The following is a 17,134-nucleotide window of genomic DNA, read 5'->3' as shown; positions in this document are numbered from 1 at the left end:
CCGTCCATGCTGCGCGCCTTCGTGGAGGAGCCAGGGCTGGAGGGGTTGGGAAGCCTGCGGCGGGTGGTGTGTAGCGGCGAGGCGTTGAGCGCGGAGCTGGTGAAGAAGGCGTACGCGCGGCTGCCCGCGCCGGTGGGGGTGCACAACCTCTACGGGCCGACAGAGGCAGCGGTGGACGTCACGTACTGGCCCTGCCCTCGGGGCGAGGACTTCCACCGAGTCCCCATTGGTCGGCCGGTGGCGAACACGGTGCTGTACGTGCTGGACATGCACGGACAGCCGGCGCCAGTGGGAATCCCGGGCGAGCTGCACATTGGCGGCGTGCAGGTGGGACGCGGATACTGGCAGCGACCGCAGTTGACGGCGGAGCGCTTCATTCCGGATGCCTTCAGCGGCATTCCGGGCGCGCGCCTGTACCGCACCGGAGACGTGGCGCGGTGGTTGCCGGACGGCACGCTGGAGTACCTGGGCCGGGCCGACTTCCAGGTGAAGCTGCGCGGCTTCCGCATCGAGCTGGGTGAAGTCGAGACCGCGCTGCGCACACATCCCGGCGTGCGCGACGCCGTTGCCGTGGTGCGTGAGGAGACGCGAGGGGATGCCCGCCTCGTGGCCTACATCACGGGTGACTCGGCGCCGCTGGAGGCCGAGACGCTGCGAGCGCACCTGCTGAAGCAGCTCCCCCAGCACATGGTGCCGTCGACCTTCGTTCACCTGGGCGTCCTGCCGCTGACGCCCAGCGGAAAGGTGGACCGCAAGGCCCTGCCCGCCCCCGAGGCGCCCACCGTCCAGCGGGGCCTCTACGTCGCACCGCGCACGCCGACGGAGGAGGCCCTGGCCGAGCTCTTCGCCCAGGTGCTCAGCGTCGGCCGGGTCGGCATCCACGATGGGTTCTTCGAGCTGGGAGGCCACTCGCTGCTGGCCACCCAGGTGGTGGTGCGCGTGCGGACGCGCTTCGGCATCGAGCTCCCGCTGCGCGCCTTCTTCGAGTCCCCCACGGTCGCCGGGCTCGCGGCGTACCTGGACGGCCAGAAGAACGCGCCCGCGCAGTCCGACGCCGCGGTGCCGGCACTGACCCACGCGGACCGGCGCGCCTCGCTGCCACTGTCCTTCTCCCAGCAGCGGCTCTGGGTCATCAGCCAGTGGAGCGAAACGGGCAGCAGTGCCTACAACCACCCGCTGGCGCTCCAGCTCACGGGCGCGCTGAACCTGCCCGCGCTCCAGCGAAGCTTCGACACGCTGGTTGCCCGCCACGAGGTGCTGCGGACGACGTTCCGCATGGAAGGCGACTCACCCGTCCAGGTCATCCACCCGCCCTCTCAGGTTCCCATCCAGGTCTTGGACTTGTCAGGTGAGTCCGTCGCTCATCTTCGTGAGGCGGAGACGCTGCGACGGGTCCAGGAAGAGGTCCAACGCCCCTTCGACCTGGCGAATGGCCCGGTGGTCCGGGGCATCCTGTTGAAGCAGTCCGCGACGGAGCACGTGCTGGTGCTCAACATGCACCACATCGTCACCGACGGCTGGTCCAACGGCGTGATGGTCCGGGAGATGGCGGCGATCTACGGCGCCTTCCGGCAGGGGCAGCCGTCTCCCCTGCCCCCGCTCCCGTTCCAGTACGCGGACTTCGCGGCGTGGCAACGGAAGTGGCTCCAGGGCCCGGTCCTGGAAGCGCAGCTCGACTACTGGCGCGGGATGCTCGCGGACGCGCCGCCGTACCTGGAGCTCCCCACCGACAAGCCGAGGCCGGAGCAGCCGTCCTTCCAGGGCGACAACACGCCCATCCAATTGCCGGCGGCCCTGAGCGACGCCGTGGACGCGCTCGCGCTGAAGGAGCGGGCAACGCCCTTCATGGTGTTGCTCTCTGCCTTCCAGGTGCTGCTGAACCGGTACTCGGGGCAGGATGACGTGCTGGTGGGCTCGCCCATCGCCGGCCGTCGCCACGCGCAGACGGAGGGGCTCATCGGCTTCTTCGTGAACACGCTGGTGCTGCGCGCTCGCTTCGGTCAGGACCCGACCTTCCGGGAGCTGCTGGCCCAGGTGCGTGACACCACGCTGGGGGCCTACGAGCACCAGGACCTCCCCGTCGAGCGGCTGGTGGAGGATCTCCAGCCCGCCCGTGAGGAGGGCCGCACGCCGCTATTCCAGGTGATGTTCGCCCTCCAGAACACGCCGGTTCCCGAGCTGACGCTCCCGGAGCTGTCCCTCCGGGGCTTCGAGTCGAAGCACACGGTCAGCCGCTTCGAGCTGGAGCTGGTCCTGTCCCGGGCGACGGAGGGCTACCAGGGCGGGCTCGTCTACAGCACCGACCTGTTCGAGTCCGCCACGGCGGAGCGACTGGTGGCGCACCTCCAGGTCCTGCTGGAAGAAGCCGTGACGTCGCCGGACACCCCTGTCTCCGCGCTGCCGCTCGAAAGGGAGGAGGCGCCGCAGCCGGACGACGCAGCGGACATGGCCCGCGAGGCCACCTTCCACCTGCGCGTCGAGGAGCAGGCGGCTCGGACGCCCGATGCCCCCGCCGTATCGCTGGAGTCCCAGGTCCTCACGTACGCCCAGCTCAACGCGAAGGCGAACCAACTCGCCGCGCAGCTGCGCACGCTGGGCGTGGGCCCGGAGGTCCGCGTGGGCCTGTGCCTGGAGCGCACGCCCGATGCCATCGTCGCGGTGCTGGCGGTGCTCAAGGCCGGTGGGGTCTTCGTCCCCATCGATCCGGCTGCACCGGCGCAGCGCAAGTCCTTCGTCCTGAAGGACAGCAACGCGTCCGTGCTGCTCACCCTCCAGCACCTGGCCGATGCCTGGAAGCCCCAGGTCCGGCACCTGCTGTGCCTGGATACCGAGGCCTCGAAGCTGGCGTCACTCCCGACGCGGAACGTCGTGGTGAACGTCCTCGGGGAGAACCTCGCGTACGTCATCTACACGTCTGGCTCCACGGGCACACCCAAGGGCGTCATGGTGCAGCACCGCTCGTTGCTCGCCATGCACGCGGGAACGACGGAGGCGTTCCAGGCAACGGGAGCCAGCCGCCAGCGCGTCAGCCTCAACGCCCCGTTCCACTTCGATGGGGCTTTGGAGCCGCTGGCCCATCTGGCGGACGGACACTGCCTCTGCCTGGTGCCCGAGGAGACGCGGAAGGATCCGGAGGCGATGCTGGCGTGGGTGGGGCAGCAGCGCGTGGACGTGCTGGACTGCACGCCCGCGCAACTCACGCTCTTGCTCCAGGCTGGACTGCTGGAGCAGACGCATGTGCCCTCGCGAATCGTGTGCGCGGGAGAAGCGATGGCCCCGTCGCTCTGGAAGCAGCTGGCCAGCACGGAGCGCACGACGGCGTTCAACGCCTATGGCCCCACGGAGAGCACCGTCTGCGCCACCACGGCGAGCGTCCGGAACAGCACCGCACCCGTGCCCGTCATCGGGCGGCCCATCCAGGGCACGCGGGCCTACGTGCTGGATGCGCGGCAGCGGGTAGCCCCGGCGGGCATCGCGGGTGAACTCTACCTGTCGGGAGACGGCCTGGCCCGTGGGTACCAGGGACAGCCGCAGTTGACCGCGGAGCGCTTCATCCCCGACGCGTTCAGTGGAACCCCGGGGGCCCGCCTCTACCGCACGGGGGACAAGGCGCGGTGGCGGCATGACGGCACGCTGGAGTACCTGGGGCGGCTCGACTTCCAGGTGAAGCTGCGCGGCTTCCGCATCGAGCTGGGTGAAATCGAAGCCGTGCTGCGGACCCATGACCAGGTGCAGGAAGCCGTGGTGCTGGTCCGTGAGGACGTGCCCGGCGACAAGCGGCTCGTGGCCTACGTCGTCGTCGTGGTGACTCCCGACGCCCCGGTGACCGCGGAGATCTTGCGTCAGCACGCCCAGGAGCGGCTGCCGGAGTACATGGTGCCGTCCGCCTTCGTGCTGATGGGCACCCTGCCCCTCACCCCCACCGGCAAGGTGGACCGGAAGGCCCTGCCCGTCCCGGACGTCTCGAACCTGGCAGTCAAGCGCGATGTCGAGCCGCCCGCGACGCCCCTCGAGGCTCAACTGGCGGAGGTCTGGAAGGAGCTGCTGCGTGTCCCCAGCGTGGGCCGGCGCGACAGCTTCTTCGAGCTGGGCGGCCACTCCCTGCTGGCCACCCAGATGGTGGCGCGAATCCGCGCCACCTTCGACGTGGACCTGAACCTGCGTACGTTCTTCGCGGCGCCCACCGTGGCCGCGCTCGCCGAGCGCCTGTCCTCCGCCTCATCCGGTCCCCGGCTTCCCGCCCTGACGCGAGCCCGGGGGGACGGAGCACTGCCGCTCTCCTTCGCCCAACAGCGGCTCTGGTTCCTGGATCAGCTCCAGCCGGGGAACGCGTCCTACAACATGCCGACGGCACTGCGCCTGTCGGGTGCGTTGGACGTGGCCGCCTTGCAGCGTGCCGTGGACGAAATCGTCCGTCGGCATGAATCACTCCGCACCACCTTCCAGACCGAGGACGGCGCGCCTCGCCAGGTCATCCACGCGCCGCACCCCGTGGCGGTGGACCGGGTGGACCTCTCGGGCATCCAAGACGAGACGCACCGGGAAGCGGAGGCGCTGAAGCGCGTCACCGCCGATGCCCGGCGTCCCTTCGACCTGACCCAGGGCCCCCTGCTGCGCGTCACCCTGTTGAAGCTGGCGCCGTCCGAGCACGTCCTGCTGCTGTGCATGCACCACATCATCTCGGATGGCTGGTCCATGGGCGTGCTGGTCCGCGAGGTGACCTCGCTCTACGGCGCCTTCCTTGCCGGCCAGCCCGCGTCCCTGCCCGAGCTTCCGGTGCAGTACGCCGATTACGCGGTGTGGCAGCGGGGGTGGCTCCAGGGCGACGCGCTGAACCAGCAGTTCGGCTTCTGGAAGGAGCAGCTCGCGGGCGCTCCGCACGCACTGGAGCTTCCGACCGACAAGCCGCGCCCAGCGTTCCTCAGCACGCGGGGCGCGTCGGTGCCCGTGCAGCTCTCCCTGGCGCACAGCCAGGGCGTGGAGGCGCTGGCCCAGCGTGAGGGTGTCACGCCCTTCATGGTGCTGCTCGCGGCGTACCACATGCTGCTGAACCGGTACTCGGGGCAGGATGACGTGTTGGTGGGCTCGCCCATCGCGGGTCGACACCATGCGCAGACGGAGAGCCTCATCGGCTTCTTCGTGAACACGCTGGTGCTGCGCGCGCGCTTCGGCCGCGAGCTGACCTTCCGCCAGCTCCTGGCGCAGGTGCGCGACACCACGCTGGGGGCCTACGAGTATCAGGACCTCCCCGTTGAGCGACTGGTGGAGGAACTCCAAGTGGAGCGGGACCCGAGCCGCACCCCGCTCTTCCAGACGCTGTTCACCCTGCAGAACGCGCCCATCCCCGAGCTCGTGTTGCCGGGCCTGACGGTGCGTCCGGCGGACGGTGAGGACACGGGCGTGGCGCTGTTCGAGCTGAGCCTGGACCTGTTCCGTGGCGCGGACGGCTTCAGCGGGACGCTCAACTACAGCACCGACTTGTATGAAGAGGCCACCGCCCAGCGGCTGGCCTCGCACTACCAACGGCTCCTGGAAGGCGTCCTGGCCCGGCCGGACGAGCGTGTCGCCGCACTGCCGATGATGCTTCCCGAGGAGCGTCAGGCCTTGATCGAAGCCGCGAGCGGCGCTCGGGAGACGCTTCCGAACGACACGCGCATCCACGCGCTCTTCGAGGCGCAGGTGGCTCGCACGCCCGACGCACTGGCCGTGGTGGCGGGCGCTGAGTCCGTGACGTACCGGGAGCTGGATACACGAGCGAATGTGCTCGCCCTCCGCCTGCGCGCGGCGGGCGTGGGACTGGAGCAGCGCGTCGCGGTGTGTGTGGAGCGCTCGGTGGAGCTGCTGGTCGCGTTGCTGGGGGTGCTCAAGGCGGGCGGGGCGTACGTGCCGCTGGACTCGGAGTATCCGGCGGAGCGCCTGCGCTTCATGTTGGAGGACAGCGGCGCCCGGGTCATCGTGGCCCGTGCGGCGTTCCGCGAGCGTCTGGGTGCAGCGGAGGGCTGCGTCTGGCTGGACGCGGAGGTGCCTCCCTCCTCCGGCGTGCCCCAGGTCCCCGCTGTCCTGGTGCCCCCCGAGGCTTCCGCGTACGTGCTCTACACGTCCGGCTCCACGGGCCGCCCCAAGGGCGTGGTCGTCCAGCACCAGTCGCTGGTGAACTTCACCCGCGCGTCGTGGACGTCCTTTCCGGTGGCGCCAGGAGACCGGGTGCTCCAGTTCGCCTCCATCAGCTGGGACACCAGCGCGGAGGAGATCTACCCGTGCCTCACGAGCGGCGGGACGTTGGTCCTCCGGACCCCGGACATGCTCGACGAGCCCGGTGCGTTCCTGGCGAAGTGTGAAGCGGCGGGCGTGACGCAGCTCAACCTGCCCACGGCCTTCTGGCATGACGTGACGGCGAGCCTCGATGCGGGCACCGCCCGTCTCCCGCCAGCGCTGAAGTGGGTGGTGATTGGCGGCGAACGCGTGGCGCCGGAGCGGGTGGCCCAGTGGCAGCGGAGCGTCGGCGCCGAGCTGCCCCTGCTGAACACGTACGGGCTCACCGAGGTGACGGCGGTGGCCACGTCCGTGAACCTGTCAGCGGCCGGAGTTCTGGCCTCCGCGGGCGCCGAGCGCGAGGTGCCCATTGGCCGGGCGCTGACGAACGTGCGGATGTACGTGCTGGACCGCGAGCTGGAGCCCGTCCCCCCGGGCGTGCCCGGAGAGCTGTTCATCGGAGGCCGGGGTGTGGCCCGAGGCTACCTGGGCCGGCCGGAGCTGACGGCGGAGCGCTTCGTGCCTTCGCCCTTCGTGGACAGCGAGCGGCTGTACCGGACCGGAGACCTGGCGCGGTGGCGTCGGGACGGGAACCTGGAGTACCTGGGCCGCGGCGACACCCAGGTGAAGGTCCGCGGCGTCCGCATCGAGCCTGGAGAGATTGAGGCCGCCCTCCGTGCGCATCCCACGGTCCACGATGCCGTGGTGCACGTCCGTGAAGACGTCGCTGGCGACAAGCGACTGGTGGCGTACGTCGTGCCGTCGTCCGCGCCAGACGCGGGCCAGGTGGAGGCGTCCGCCCTCCGGGAACACCTGCGCCGGAACCTCCCCGAGTACATGGTACCCGCCGCCTTCGTGTCACTGGCCGCCCTGCCCCTGACGCCCAGCGGAAAGGTGGACCGGAAGGCCCTCCCCGCGCCGGAGGCCTCGCAGTTGGCCCTCAAGCGCGACAGCATGCCCCCCGCGACGCTCATGGAGGCCCGGCTGGCGGAGGTCTGGCAGGAGCTGCTGCGAGTCCCCACGGTGGGACGCCACGACAACTTCTTCGAGCTGGGAGGCCACTCCCTGCTGGCCACGCGTGTGGTCGCCCGCGTCCGCGCCGACTTCAACGTGGAGCTGAGCCTGCGCGCGTTCTTCGAGGCACCCACCGTGGCGGCCCTCGCCGAACGTCTGGGCTCCGCCACGCCCGGCCCCCGGCTGCCACCGCTCACCCGGGCCCGGCGGGATGGGCCGGCGCCGTTGTCCTTCGCCCAGCAGCGCCTGTGGTTCCTGGATCAGCTCCAGCCGGGCAACGCCTCCTACAACATGCCGACGGCGCTGCGCCTGTCGGGGACGCTGGACGTCGACGCCTTGCAGCGCGCCGCGAATGCCCTGGTGGAGCGGCACGAATCACTCCGCACCACGTTCCAGGCCCAGGGCGGCGAGCCCCGCCAGGTCATCCACCCACCGCGAGCGCTGCCGCTGAAGGTGGTGGACCTCTCGGGGATTCAGGGGCGGGCGTACCGGGAATCCGAGGCGTTGAAGCTCGCCACCCATGACGCACAGCAGCCGTTCGACCTGTCCACGGGCCCCCTGCTACGCGTCACCCTGCTGACGCTGACCCCCACCGAACACGTGCTGGTGCTGTGCATGCACCACATCATCTCGGACGGCTGGTCCATGGGCGTTCTCGTCCGGGAAGTGGCCGCGTTCTATGACGCCTTCCTTCGCGGACAGCCCGCGTCCCTGCCCGAGCTCCCCGTGCAGTTCGCCGACTACGCGGTGTGGCAGCGCGGATGGATGCAGGGCGAGACGCTGAAGCAGCACCTGGGCTGGTGGAAGGAGCAGCTCGCGGGTGCACCGCACGCGCTCGACGTGCCCACGGACAAGCCGCGACCCGCAGTGGTGACGCACCAAGGCGCCGGCGTGCACGTCCAGCTTCCGTTCGCGCTCAGTCAGGCGTTGGACGCGTTGGCCCAGAAGGAAGGCGTCACGCCGTTCATGCTGTTGCTCGCGGCCTTCCAGGCGCTGTTGTGCCGGCACTCGGGACAGGACGACGTGCTGGTGGGCTCACCCATCGCCGGGCGCCGTCAGGCCGAGTCCGAGCCCCTCATCGGCTTCTTCGTCAACACGCTGGTCCTGCGCGCCCGAATCTCCCCGGAGACGACCTTCCGCCAGTTGTTGGCGCAAGTGCGCGACACCACCCTGGGCGCATTCGAACACCAGGACGTCCCCTTCGAGCGGCTGGTGGAGGAACTCCAGCCCTCGCGAGACTTGAGCCGCACGCCGCTGTTCCAGGCCATCTTCGCCCTGCAGAACGCGCCGGGCTCCGAGCTGGCCCTCCAGGAACTCTCCCTGCGAGAGCTGGAGCCGACGCATGGTGTCAGCCGGTTCGAGCTGGAGCTGGCGCTGGCCCGCCTCCCGGAGGGCTACCAGGGCGCGCTCATCTACAGCACCGAGCTGTTCGAGCCCGCCACGGCGGAGCAACTGGTGGAGCATTTCCGGCTGCTGCTGGAAGGCGCCGTGGCGTCACCGGATGACCCCGTGTCCACCCTTCCCCTCCACACGGAGGCGGAGCAGCACCAGTTGATGGTGGACTGGAACAGCAGCACCTCCAGCGCCCAGCGCGGTGGCATCTTCCACACGCGCTTCGAGCAGCAGGTGGGACGCACGCCCAACGCGCCCGCCGTGGCGCTGGATGAGCAGGTGCTGTCCTTCAGCCAGCTCAACGCGAAGGCGAACCAGCTCGCCGCGCACCTGCGCACGCTGGGCGTGGGCCCGGAGGTCCGCGTGGCCCTGTGCCTGGAGCGCACGCTGGAAGCCATCATCAGCCTGCTGGCGGTACTGAAGGCCGGAGGCGCCTTCGTCCCCATCGACCCGATGGCGCCCTCGCAGCGCCGCTCCTTCATGCTGGAGGACAGCGGGGCCACCGTGCTGCTCACCGTCCAGCACCTGGCCGAGGCCTGGCAGCCCCAGGTCCGGCATCTGCTGTGCCTGGATACCGAGGCCGCGAAGCTGGCGTCACTGCCCACGTACAACGTCCCCGCGAACGTGCGCGGAGAGAACCTCGCGTACATCATCTACACGTCCGGCTCCACGGGCACGCCCAAGGGCGTCATGGTGCAGCACCGCTCGCTGCCGTGGTTGCTCCAGGGGATGACGGAGTCGCTGGAGATGGCCGAGCCCGCCGGGCAGCGCCTCAGTCTCAATGCGCCGCTCTACTTCGACGGCACTGTCGAGCGGCTCATGCACCTGGCGGAGGGACACTGCCTCTGTCTGGTGCCAGAGGCCACGCGGAAGGACCCGGACGCGATGGTGGCGTGGCTGGAACAGCAGCGCGTCGACATGCTGGATTGCACCCCCGCGCAGCTGGCACTCCTGCTCCAGGCCGGGCTCCTCGAGCGAAGCCACGTCCCGGCCAGGATTTTCTGCGGAGGCGAGGCCATGTCGCCCATGCTCTGGAATCGGCTGGCCAGCACGGAGCGCACGACGGCCTTCAACGTCTACGGCCCGACCGAGAGCACGGTGTGCGCCACCTCCGCGCGCGTTCAGGGCAACCCGAGTCCCGTCCCCGTCATCGGCCGTCCCATCGTGGGAACGCGGGTGTACGTGTTGGACTCGCGCCAGCAACTGGCTCCGCTGGGAACCGCGGGTGAGCTGTGCATCGCGGGAGAAGGTGTGGCCCGGGGCTATTTTGGCAGGCCGGGACTGACGGCGGAGCGCTTCATCCCGGATGCTTTCAGTGGACAGCCGGGGGCCCGCCTCTACCGCACGGGAGACAAGGCCCGGTGGCGGCATGACGGCACGCTGGAATACCTGGGGCGGCTCGACTTCCAGGTGAAGGTGCGGGGCTTCCGCATCGAGCTGGGCGAAATCGAGGCCGCCCTGCGCACCCACGGCCAGATCCAAGACGCCGTGGTGCTCGCGCGCGAGGACGTGCCGGGCGACAAGCGGCTCGTGGCCTACGTCGTGGGCGACTCCGTCACGGCCGAGTCGCTGCGCCAACACCTCCTGCAGCGACTGCCGGAGTACATGGTGCCTTCGGTCTTCGTGCCACTGGCCGCCCTGCCGCTGACGTCCACCGGCAAGGTGGACCGCAACGCGCTGCCGGCACCGGACGCATCCCAGCTCGCGCTCACGCGCGACGTCGAGCCGCCCGCGACGCCCACGGAGGCGCGGCTGGCGGAAATCTGGAAGGAGCTGCTGCGAATCCCCACCGTGGGCCGGCATGACAACTTCTTCGAGCTGGGCGGCCACTCCCTGCTGGCCACCCAGGTCGTGGCCCGCATCCGTGACGCCTTCGATGTGGAGCTGAACCTGCGCGCGTTCTTCGCGGCCCCCACCGTGGCGACGCTCGCCGAGCGGCTGGCCTCCACGACGCCCAGCCTCCGGCTCCCGCCCCTGACGCGCGCCGGGAGGGATGGAGCACTGCCGCTCTCCTTCGCGCAGCAGCGGCTGTGGTTCCTGGATCAGCTCAATCCGGGCGACGTGTCCTACAACATGCCGTCCGCGCTGCGGCTGTCGGGGACGCTCGACGTCGAAGCCCTGCGGCGAGCCGTGAGTGCCATGGTGGAGCGGCACGAAGCGCTCCGCACCACGTTCCAATCGGTGGCTGGCGAGCCCCGGCAGGTCATCCACCCTCCGCACGCCACGGTGGTGGAGGTGGTGGACCTCTCGGACATCCAGGACCAGGCGCAGCGCGAAGCGGAGGCGATGACACGCGCCACCCGGGATGCCCGACAGCCGTTCAATCTCTCCACGGGGCCCTTGCTGCGCGCCACGCTGCTGAAGCTGGAGCCGTCCGAGCACGTCCTGTTGCTGTGTCTGCACCACATCGTCTCGGACGGCTGGTCCATGGGCGTGCTGGTGCGTGAGGTGACGACGTTCTACGAGGCCTTCCACAACGGGCACCCCGCGGCCCTGCCCGAGCTTCCGGTGCAGTACGCCGACTACGCGGTCTGGCAGCGCGGGTGGATGCAGGGTGAGACGCTGAAGGAGCAGCTCGGCTGGTGGAAGTCGCAGTTGGCCGGTGCACCCCATGCGCTGGAGTTGCACACCGACAAGCCCCGGCCCGCGGTGCTGCGTCACCACGGCGCGGCGGTGCCGGTGCAGCTGCCCCAGGAGCTCGCGCTGATGCTGGATGCGCTGGCGCAGCGTGAAGGCGTCACGCCGTTCATGCTGCTGCTCGCGGCCTTCCAGTCGGTCCTGGCCCGTCATTCCGGGCAGGACGATGTGTTGGTCGGCTCGCCCATCGCCGGCCGGCGCCACGCGGAGACCGAGCCGCTCATCGGCTTCTTCGTGAACACGCTGGTGCTGCGCGCCCGCCTCACGCCGGCGATGACCTTCCGTCAGTTGCTGGCGCAAGTCCGTGACACCACGCTGGGCGCGTATGAGCATCAGGACGTGCCCTTCGAGCGGTTGGTGGAGGAACTCCAGCCCTCGCGAGACCTGAGCCGCACGCCGCTGTTCCAGGTGATGTTCGCGTTGCAGAACACCCAGGTCCCCGAGCTGACCTTGCCCCAGCTGTCGGTCCGCCCCGCGGACGCCGACGACTCGGGAGTGACGCTGTTCGAGCTGAGCCTGGACCTGGCGCGTGCCCAGGATGGCTACGAGGGGGCGCTCGTCTACAGCACCGAGTTGTTCGAGCGCGCCACGGCGGAGCGACTGGCCACCCATCTCCGGCTGCTGCTGGAGCGTGCCGTGGCCGCGCCGGACCTGGCCCTCGCCACCCTGTCCCTCCACACGGAGACGGAGGAGCAGCAGTTGATGGTGGACTGGCACGACCTCGCGCCAGACCGTGAGCGGGGTGCGCTCTTCCACACGCGCTTCGAGCAGCAAGCCGCGCTCACGCCCGAGGCCCCCGCCGTGACACTGGGGGCGCAGGTGCTGTCGTTCGCCCAGCTCGACGCGAGGGCCAATCAGCTCGCCTCGTCCCTGCGCTCGCTGGGCGTGGGCCCCGAGGTCCGCGTGGGCTTGTGCCTGGAGCGCACGCCGGACGCCATCGTCGCGGTGTTGGCGGTGCTCAAGGCGGGGGGCGCCTTCGTGCCCATCGACCCGTCAGCGCCGGCACAGCGCAAGTCCTTCGTCCTGAAGGACAGCGACGCGTCCGTCCTGCTCACCGTCCAAGCGCTGGCGGACGCCTGGAAGCCGCAGGTCCGGCATCTGTTGTGTCTGGACACCGGGGCGTCGAACCTGGCGTCACAGCCCACGGATGACGTCGCGGTGGAGGTCCGCGGAGAGAACCTCGCGTACGTCATCTACACGTCTGGCTCCACGGGCACGCCCAAGGGCGTCATGGTGCAGCACCACTCGCTGGCTTCGCTGCACGTGGCCTCGAACCTCGCGTTCCACCTGGGGCAGGCCCCGGGGCAGCGGTTCAGCCTCAACGCGCCGCTCTACTTCGACGTCAGCATGGACCAACTCGTCCATCTGGCGGACGGGCACTGCCTGTGCCTGCTGCCCGACGACACACGGAGGGATCCGGAGGCGATGCTGGCGTGGCTGGAGCAACAGCGCTTGGACGTCCTGGACTGCACGCCCGCGCAACTGACGCTTCTGCTCCAGGCCGGGCTACTGGAGCGTGCCCACGTCCCGGCGCGGATTCTGTGCGCGGGTGAAGCCATGGACCCGTCGCTCTGGAGCCGCCTGGCGAACACGGAGCGCACGACGGCGTTCAACGCCTACGGCCCCACCGAGAGCACCGTGTACGCCACCTATGCGCGCGTGCAGCACAGCCCGAGTCCGGTCCCTGTCATCGGCAAACCGCTCGCGGGGACTCGGGCGTACGTGCTGGATGCGCGGCAGCAGCTGGCTCCCCTGGGCACCGCGGGCGAGCTCTATCTGGCGGGGGATGGCCTGGCCCGAGGCTACCTGGGCCAGCCGGGCCTCACCGCGGAGCGCTTCGTCCCCCACCCGTTCGCGTCCACGCCGGGCGAGCGGCTCTATCGCACGGGCGACAAGGCCCGCTGGCGGCATGACGGCACGCTGGAGTACCTGGGGCGGCTCGACTTCCAGGTGAAGCTGCGCGGCTTCCGCATCGAACTGGGCGAAATCGAAGCGGCCCTGCGTTCACACGAAGCGGTCCAGGACGCCGTGGTGCTGGCGCGCGAGGACATGCCGGGCGACAAGCGGCTCGTGGCCTACGTCGTGGGCGGCTCCGTCACCGTGGAGGCGCTGCGTCAGCACCTCCAGCAGCGGCTGCCCGAGTACATGGTGCCTCCGGCCTTCGTCTCACTGCCGGCCCTGCCCCTGAACCCCAGTGGAAAGGTGGACCGCAAGTCCCTGCCCTCGCCCACGCTCGCGGACACCCGAAGCCAGGAGGTCCACGTGGCGCCGCGGGATGGGCTCGAGCTGCGGCTCGTGCGGACCTGGGAGCAGCTCCTGGGCGTGGAGCCCATCAGCGTGCGCTCCAGCTTCTTCGAGCTGGGAGGCCACTCGCTGCTGGCCGTGCGTCTGGTCGCGGCCCTGCGCGAGTCCCTGGGCCAGCCGCTCCCCCTGTCCGCGCTGTTTCAGGCGCCCACGGTGGAGCAGCTCGCCGCGCTCCTGCGCCGCGAGGACGCTGGACCGACGTCGTCGCTGGTCCCGTTCGACGCGGGCCGGAGTGGAACGGAGGTTCCGTTCTTCTGCGTACACCCTGTCGGAGGCAACGTCCTGGCCTACGCGGAGCTGGCCCGGTTGCTGGGGCCGGAGCGCCCGTTCTACGGACTCCAGGCGCAAGGGCTCGACGGCAGCACGCCCCCGCTGGGCACGGTGGAGGAGATGGCCGCCGCCTATGTGGAGGCCATCCGCACGGTCCAACCCGCAGGGCCCTACCTGCTGGGCGGCTGGTCCGTGGGCGGTGTCATTGCCTATGAAATGGCGCGCCAGCTTCGCGAGCGTGGCGACACGGTGGCCCTGTTGGCGCTCATCGACGCCTACACGCCCGCGGTGCTCAACGCTGCCGAGCCGGAGCCCGACGCCGCGCAGGTCGTCTCCGCGTTCGCGAGCGATCTGCTGGGCATCGGGTTCACGGACCTGGCCATTCCGGACGCGTCCCAGTCACCCGAGGCCCAGGTAGAAGCGCTCTGGGAAGCCGGTCAGCGCGCGGGCGCCCTGCCGCCCGGAATGGAGCCCGCGCACCTGCGGGCCCTGCTCCGGGTGTTCGAGGCCAACCTCCGGGCCGCCCGCCGCTACCAGCCGCCCGCGCTGAACCCGGGCCGGGTGTTGCGGCTCCAGGCGACGGAGGGCGCGGAGGGCCTGCCCGAGGACGGCGGCTGGACGGCGCTCGTGGGAACCGGACTGGAGCAGCACGCCGTGTCCGGCGACCACTACGGCGTGCTGCGCGCCCCGGGGGTCCGCGAGCTGGCGGACCGGCTCCGGAGCGCGCTGAAGGTCACCACCGCGTGAGGAGGAATTCGACGCCCAGGCCCAGCTCCTTGAAGTACTTGGGCGTCCCTCGGATGAGCCGCCGGTCTCCCTCCGTCTTCTTGAGGAGGTAGACCGGCATCGTGAGGCGCACGCCCACCATCTCCGCCAGGTCCACGCCCAGGCGGGCCTCCGGGACGGTCAGCGCCCATTCATTGGGCTTGCTGAGGTAGCCCGCGGACACGCCCAGTCCGGCGCGCCACCGGACGTACGGCCCCAGGTCGAGGAATGGAATCGCGCCGGAGAAGCCGTCCATGTCGGAGACACAGTCGATGTAGAGGCCCAGCGAGGCCCAACGGATGCGGGTGTCGTTGGGCACGAGCTGGTCCATGTCCCGCACGCCCAGCCCGGACAGCACGGCGCCAAAGCGCCACTCATTGCGGCTGTAGGCGTAGTCCTCGCGGCCCTGCTCGGACGCCAGGAACGGAAGCTCTACGCCCACGCCCACACCGCGCTGGCGCATGGCGCTGAGCGTCCAGACATGGTGCGGCTTCGAGTACGTCAGCCACTCGTCCAGGAACGCGGAGCCCGCGGGACGGAGCGGAATCTTGAGGTTGCCCCGCTGCTGCGTGACGAGGGTGTGGAAGGCGGTGCCCACGCGTTGGCGGACCGGGATGAGGTCCTCTCGGGTCCCCGTGGCTTCAATCCCCTCCATGACGCCTTCGCTGTACTGGTAGCCCACGTCGCCCAGCACGGTGAGCAGGTCGTCGACCTGTCCCTTCCGGAGCTGTCCCGCTTCCGCCATCTGCGTCAGGGCATCGGTGGCCTGACGCAGCCGCCCCAATTGCGGCGTCGTCGCGCAGTCATTGCCCACGACGCAGCGGAAGCCGGGCGAGTCGATGCCCAGGACGTTCAGCACGCGGCGCTCGCGATCCCTCAGGCGCTCCTTGCCGGCGCGAGGCACCAGCAGGTCGACGGCGCGCGTCGAGGTGAGCTGGGTCGACAGGAAGCGGATGGCGTCCTGCATGCCACGGTAGAAGTCGTGCTCGCGGAAGCGCCGGTCGAAGAAGCCCATCATCGCGAACTGGAACTCCGACGGGAGCACCGACGTGCGGCGAGGAATCTGGATGCGGCCCGACAGATTGATGTCGTGCTCCAGTGTGTTGAGCACGGCGCTGTCGCGCGCGGCGTTCAGCACGTTGCCCAGGTACTGGAAGTAGGCCTCGTCCAAGGGGCTGCGGGAGCGCTCCGGCCGTTCGGGCGGTGATGCCCAGTCCCAGGCGACCGCGTCCTGGTCCAGGTAGACGACGGGGAAGCGCTCGGGATTGAGCGTCGTCTCCCGCGAGGTGCTGCGCTCCACCCACCGCGAGCCGAGCCGCACCGCCAGGTCCACGGGGTTGTTGTTGAGCACGCCGCCGTCAATGAGCTTGAGGGACTCCAGGGGCCCCCATTGCGTCTGGTTGAAGAAGGAGACCTCAACGGGGACAGGCGGGAACGCGAGCGGAAAGGCCCCGGAGGCCTGCGGCGTGAGCAGCAGGTTCGCCAGGGACACCTCGTGTCCGCCGTCGCCCTTCGGTTGGGCGCCCAGCGCCGGGTAGTACGCGAGCTCCTTGGGCTTCACCCCGATGTGGGGGAACGACGCGCTCGCCGCGCCCTCCATGAATGGCAGCCGGGCCGTGAGCTTCCCTTCGCCCTGCGTCATCACCTGGACGACCAGCTTCTCCGTCACGCGCTTCAGCTTGAACTGGGCGTCGGGTCCGCCCTCGCCGAAGGGAACTTCTCGCCCGCGCAGGTTCGTCACGGTGATGCCGTAGGCGAAGGTGCAGTCCTCCTTGAAGCGGGTCGTCTGGGCCTTCTTCAGGATGAGCTGCAGGGTGTCCTGCATGTGGGGCTCGCTGAAGAGGTGCGTGCCCTGAGGTGGCTCATTCCGCTCCTCGGGGAGCAGCCGCCCCAGGTCGAGCTGGTCAATCCACACGGTCCAGAAGAGGCTCTGCTCGGGAGACCACGTGGGCTGGGCGAACGCCGTGTCACACGAGGCCAGTCCCCCGAGCAGCGCGTTCACCGCCCCCGCCGAGGCGCCCGTCCACACACGCGGCGCCGGGTTGCCCAGGTCCGCCTGCGCGCCTTCCCGCTGCGCGACGCTCCAGAACCGGACCAGCGTGGAGAGGAACCCCGCCTGATACGCGCCCAGGCTGATGCCGCCGCTGACGACCAGGGCCGGCGCGCTGCGCTCCGTCTCCTCGGCCAGGGCGCGGGCCCGCGCCGGGTCTTCGATGTGCGGCGGCAGGAACGGCGTTCCCTCGGGGACGAGCGCGTTGTCCTTCGCGAACGCGCCACCGTTTGGCGGAACGGGCGGGACCTCGGGGCTCACCGCCGGAACGTCTTCAGCGACAGCGCTGGCCGGCACTTCGCCCGGTTCGGCTTCAGGCGACGCGGCTGGCACGTCAGGTGAGGCGTCCGCCGGCACGGGGTTGGCGGGCGTGGAGGAGTCCTCGGCCTCGGAGGGGGCCGGTGGGACGGCTTGCGCCTGCGCGGTGCTGGTGGCTGCGAGCAGGACCAC

The 17,134-nt window shown here is 70.3% G+C and carries 2 protein-coding genes (1 of these 2 only partly in view); one reads left to right on the top strand and one right to left on the bottom strand.

All coding sequences use genetic code 11. The features are described from left to right. Positions 1 to 14,616, top strand: partial view of a non-ribosomal peptide synthase/polyketide synthase gene (locus FL344_RS07925; protein WP_141618077.1) — the 3' end only. It extends 31,569 nt beyond the left edge of the window; only the last 14,616 of its 46,185 coding nucleotides appear in the window; its start codon lies off the left edge, out of view; the stop codon is at positions 14,614 to 14,616. Here the strand turns inward: FL344_RS07925 and FL344_RS07920 are convergent. Next, positions 14,603 to 17,134: a patatin-like phospholipase family protein gene (locus FL344_RS07920; protein WP_228564858.1), complete on the bottom strand. Its 2,532-nt coding sequence runs from the start codon at positions 17,132 to 17,134 to the stop codon at positions 14,603 to 14,605. The two genes, FL344_RS07925 and FL344_RS07920, sit on opposite strands and share 14 nt — an antisense overlap.

Origin of the sequence: Myxococcus sp. AB036A, from assembly GCF_006547355.1 — a bacterium.
Taxonomy (GTDB): Bacteria; Myxococcota; Myxococcia; order Myxococcales; family Myxococcaceae; genus Myxococcus; species Myxococcus virescens.
This window is presented reverse-complemented; position numbering and strand designations above follow the sequence as displayed.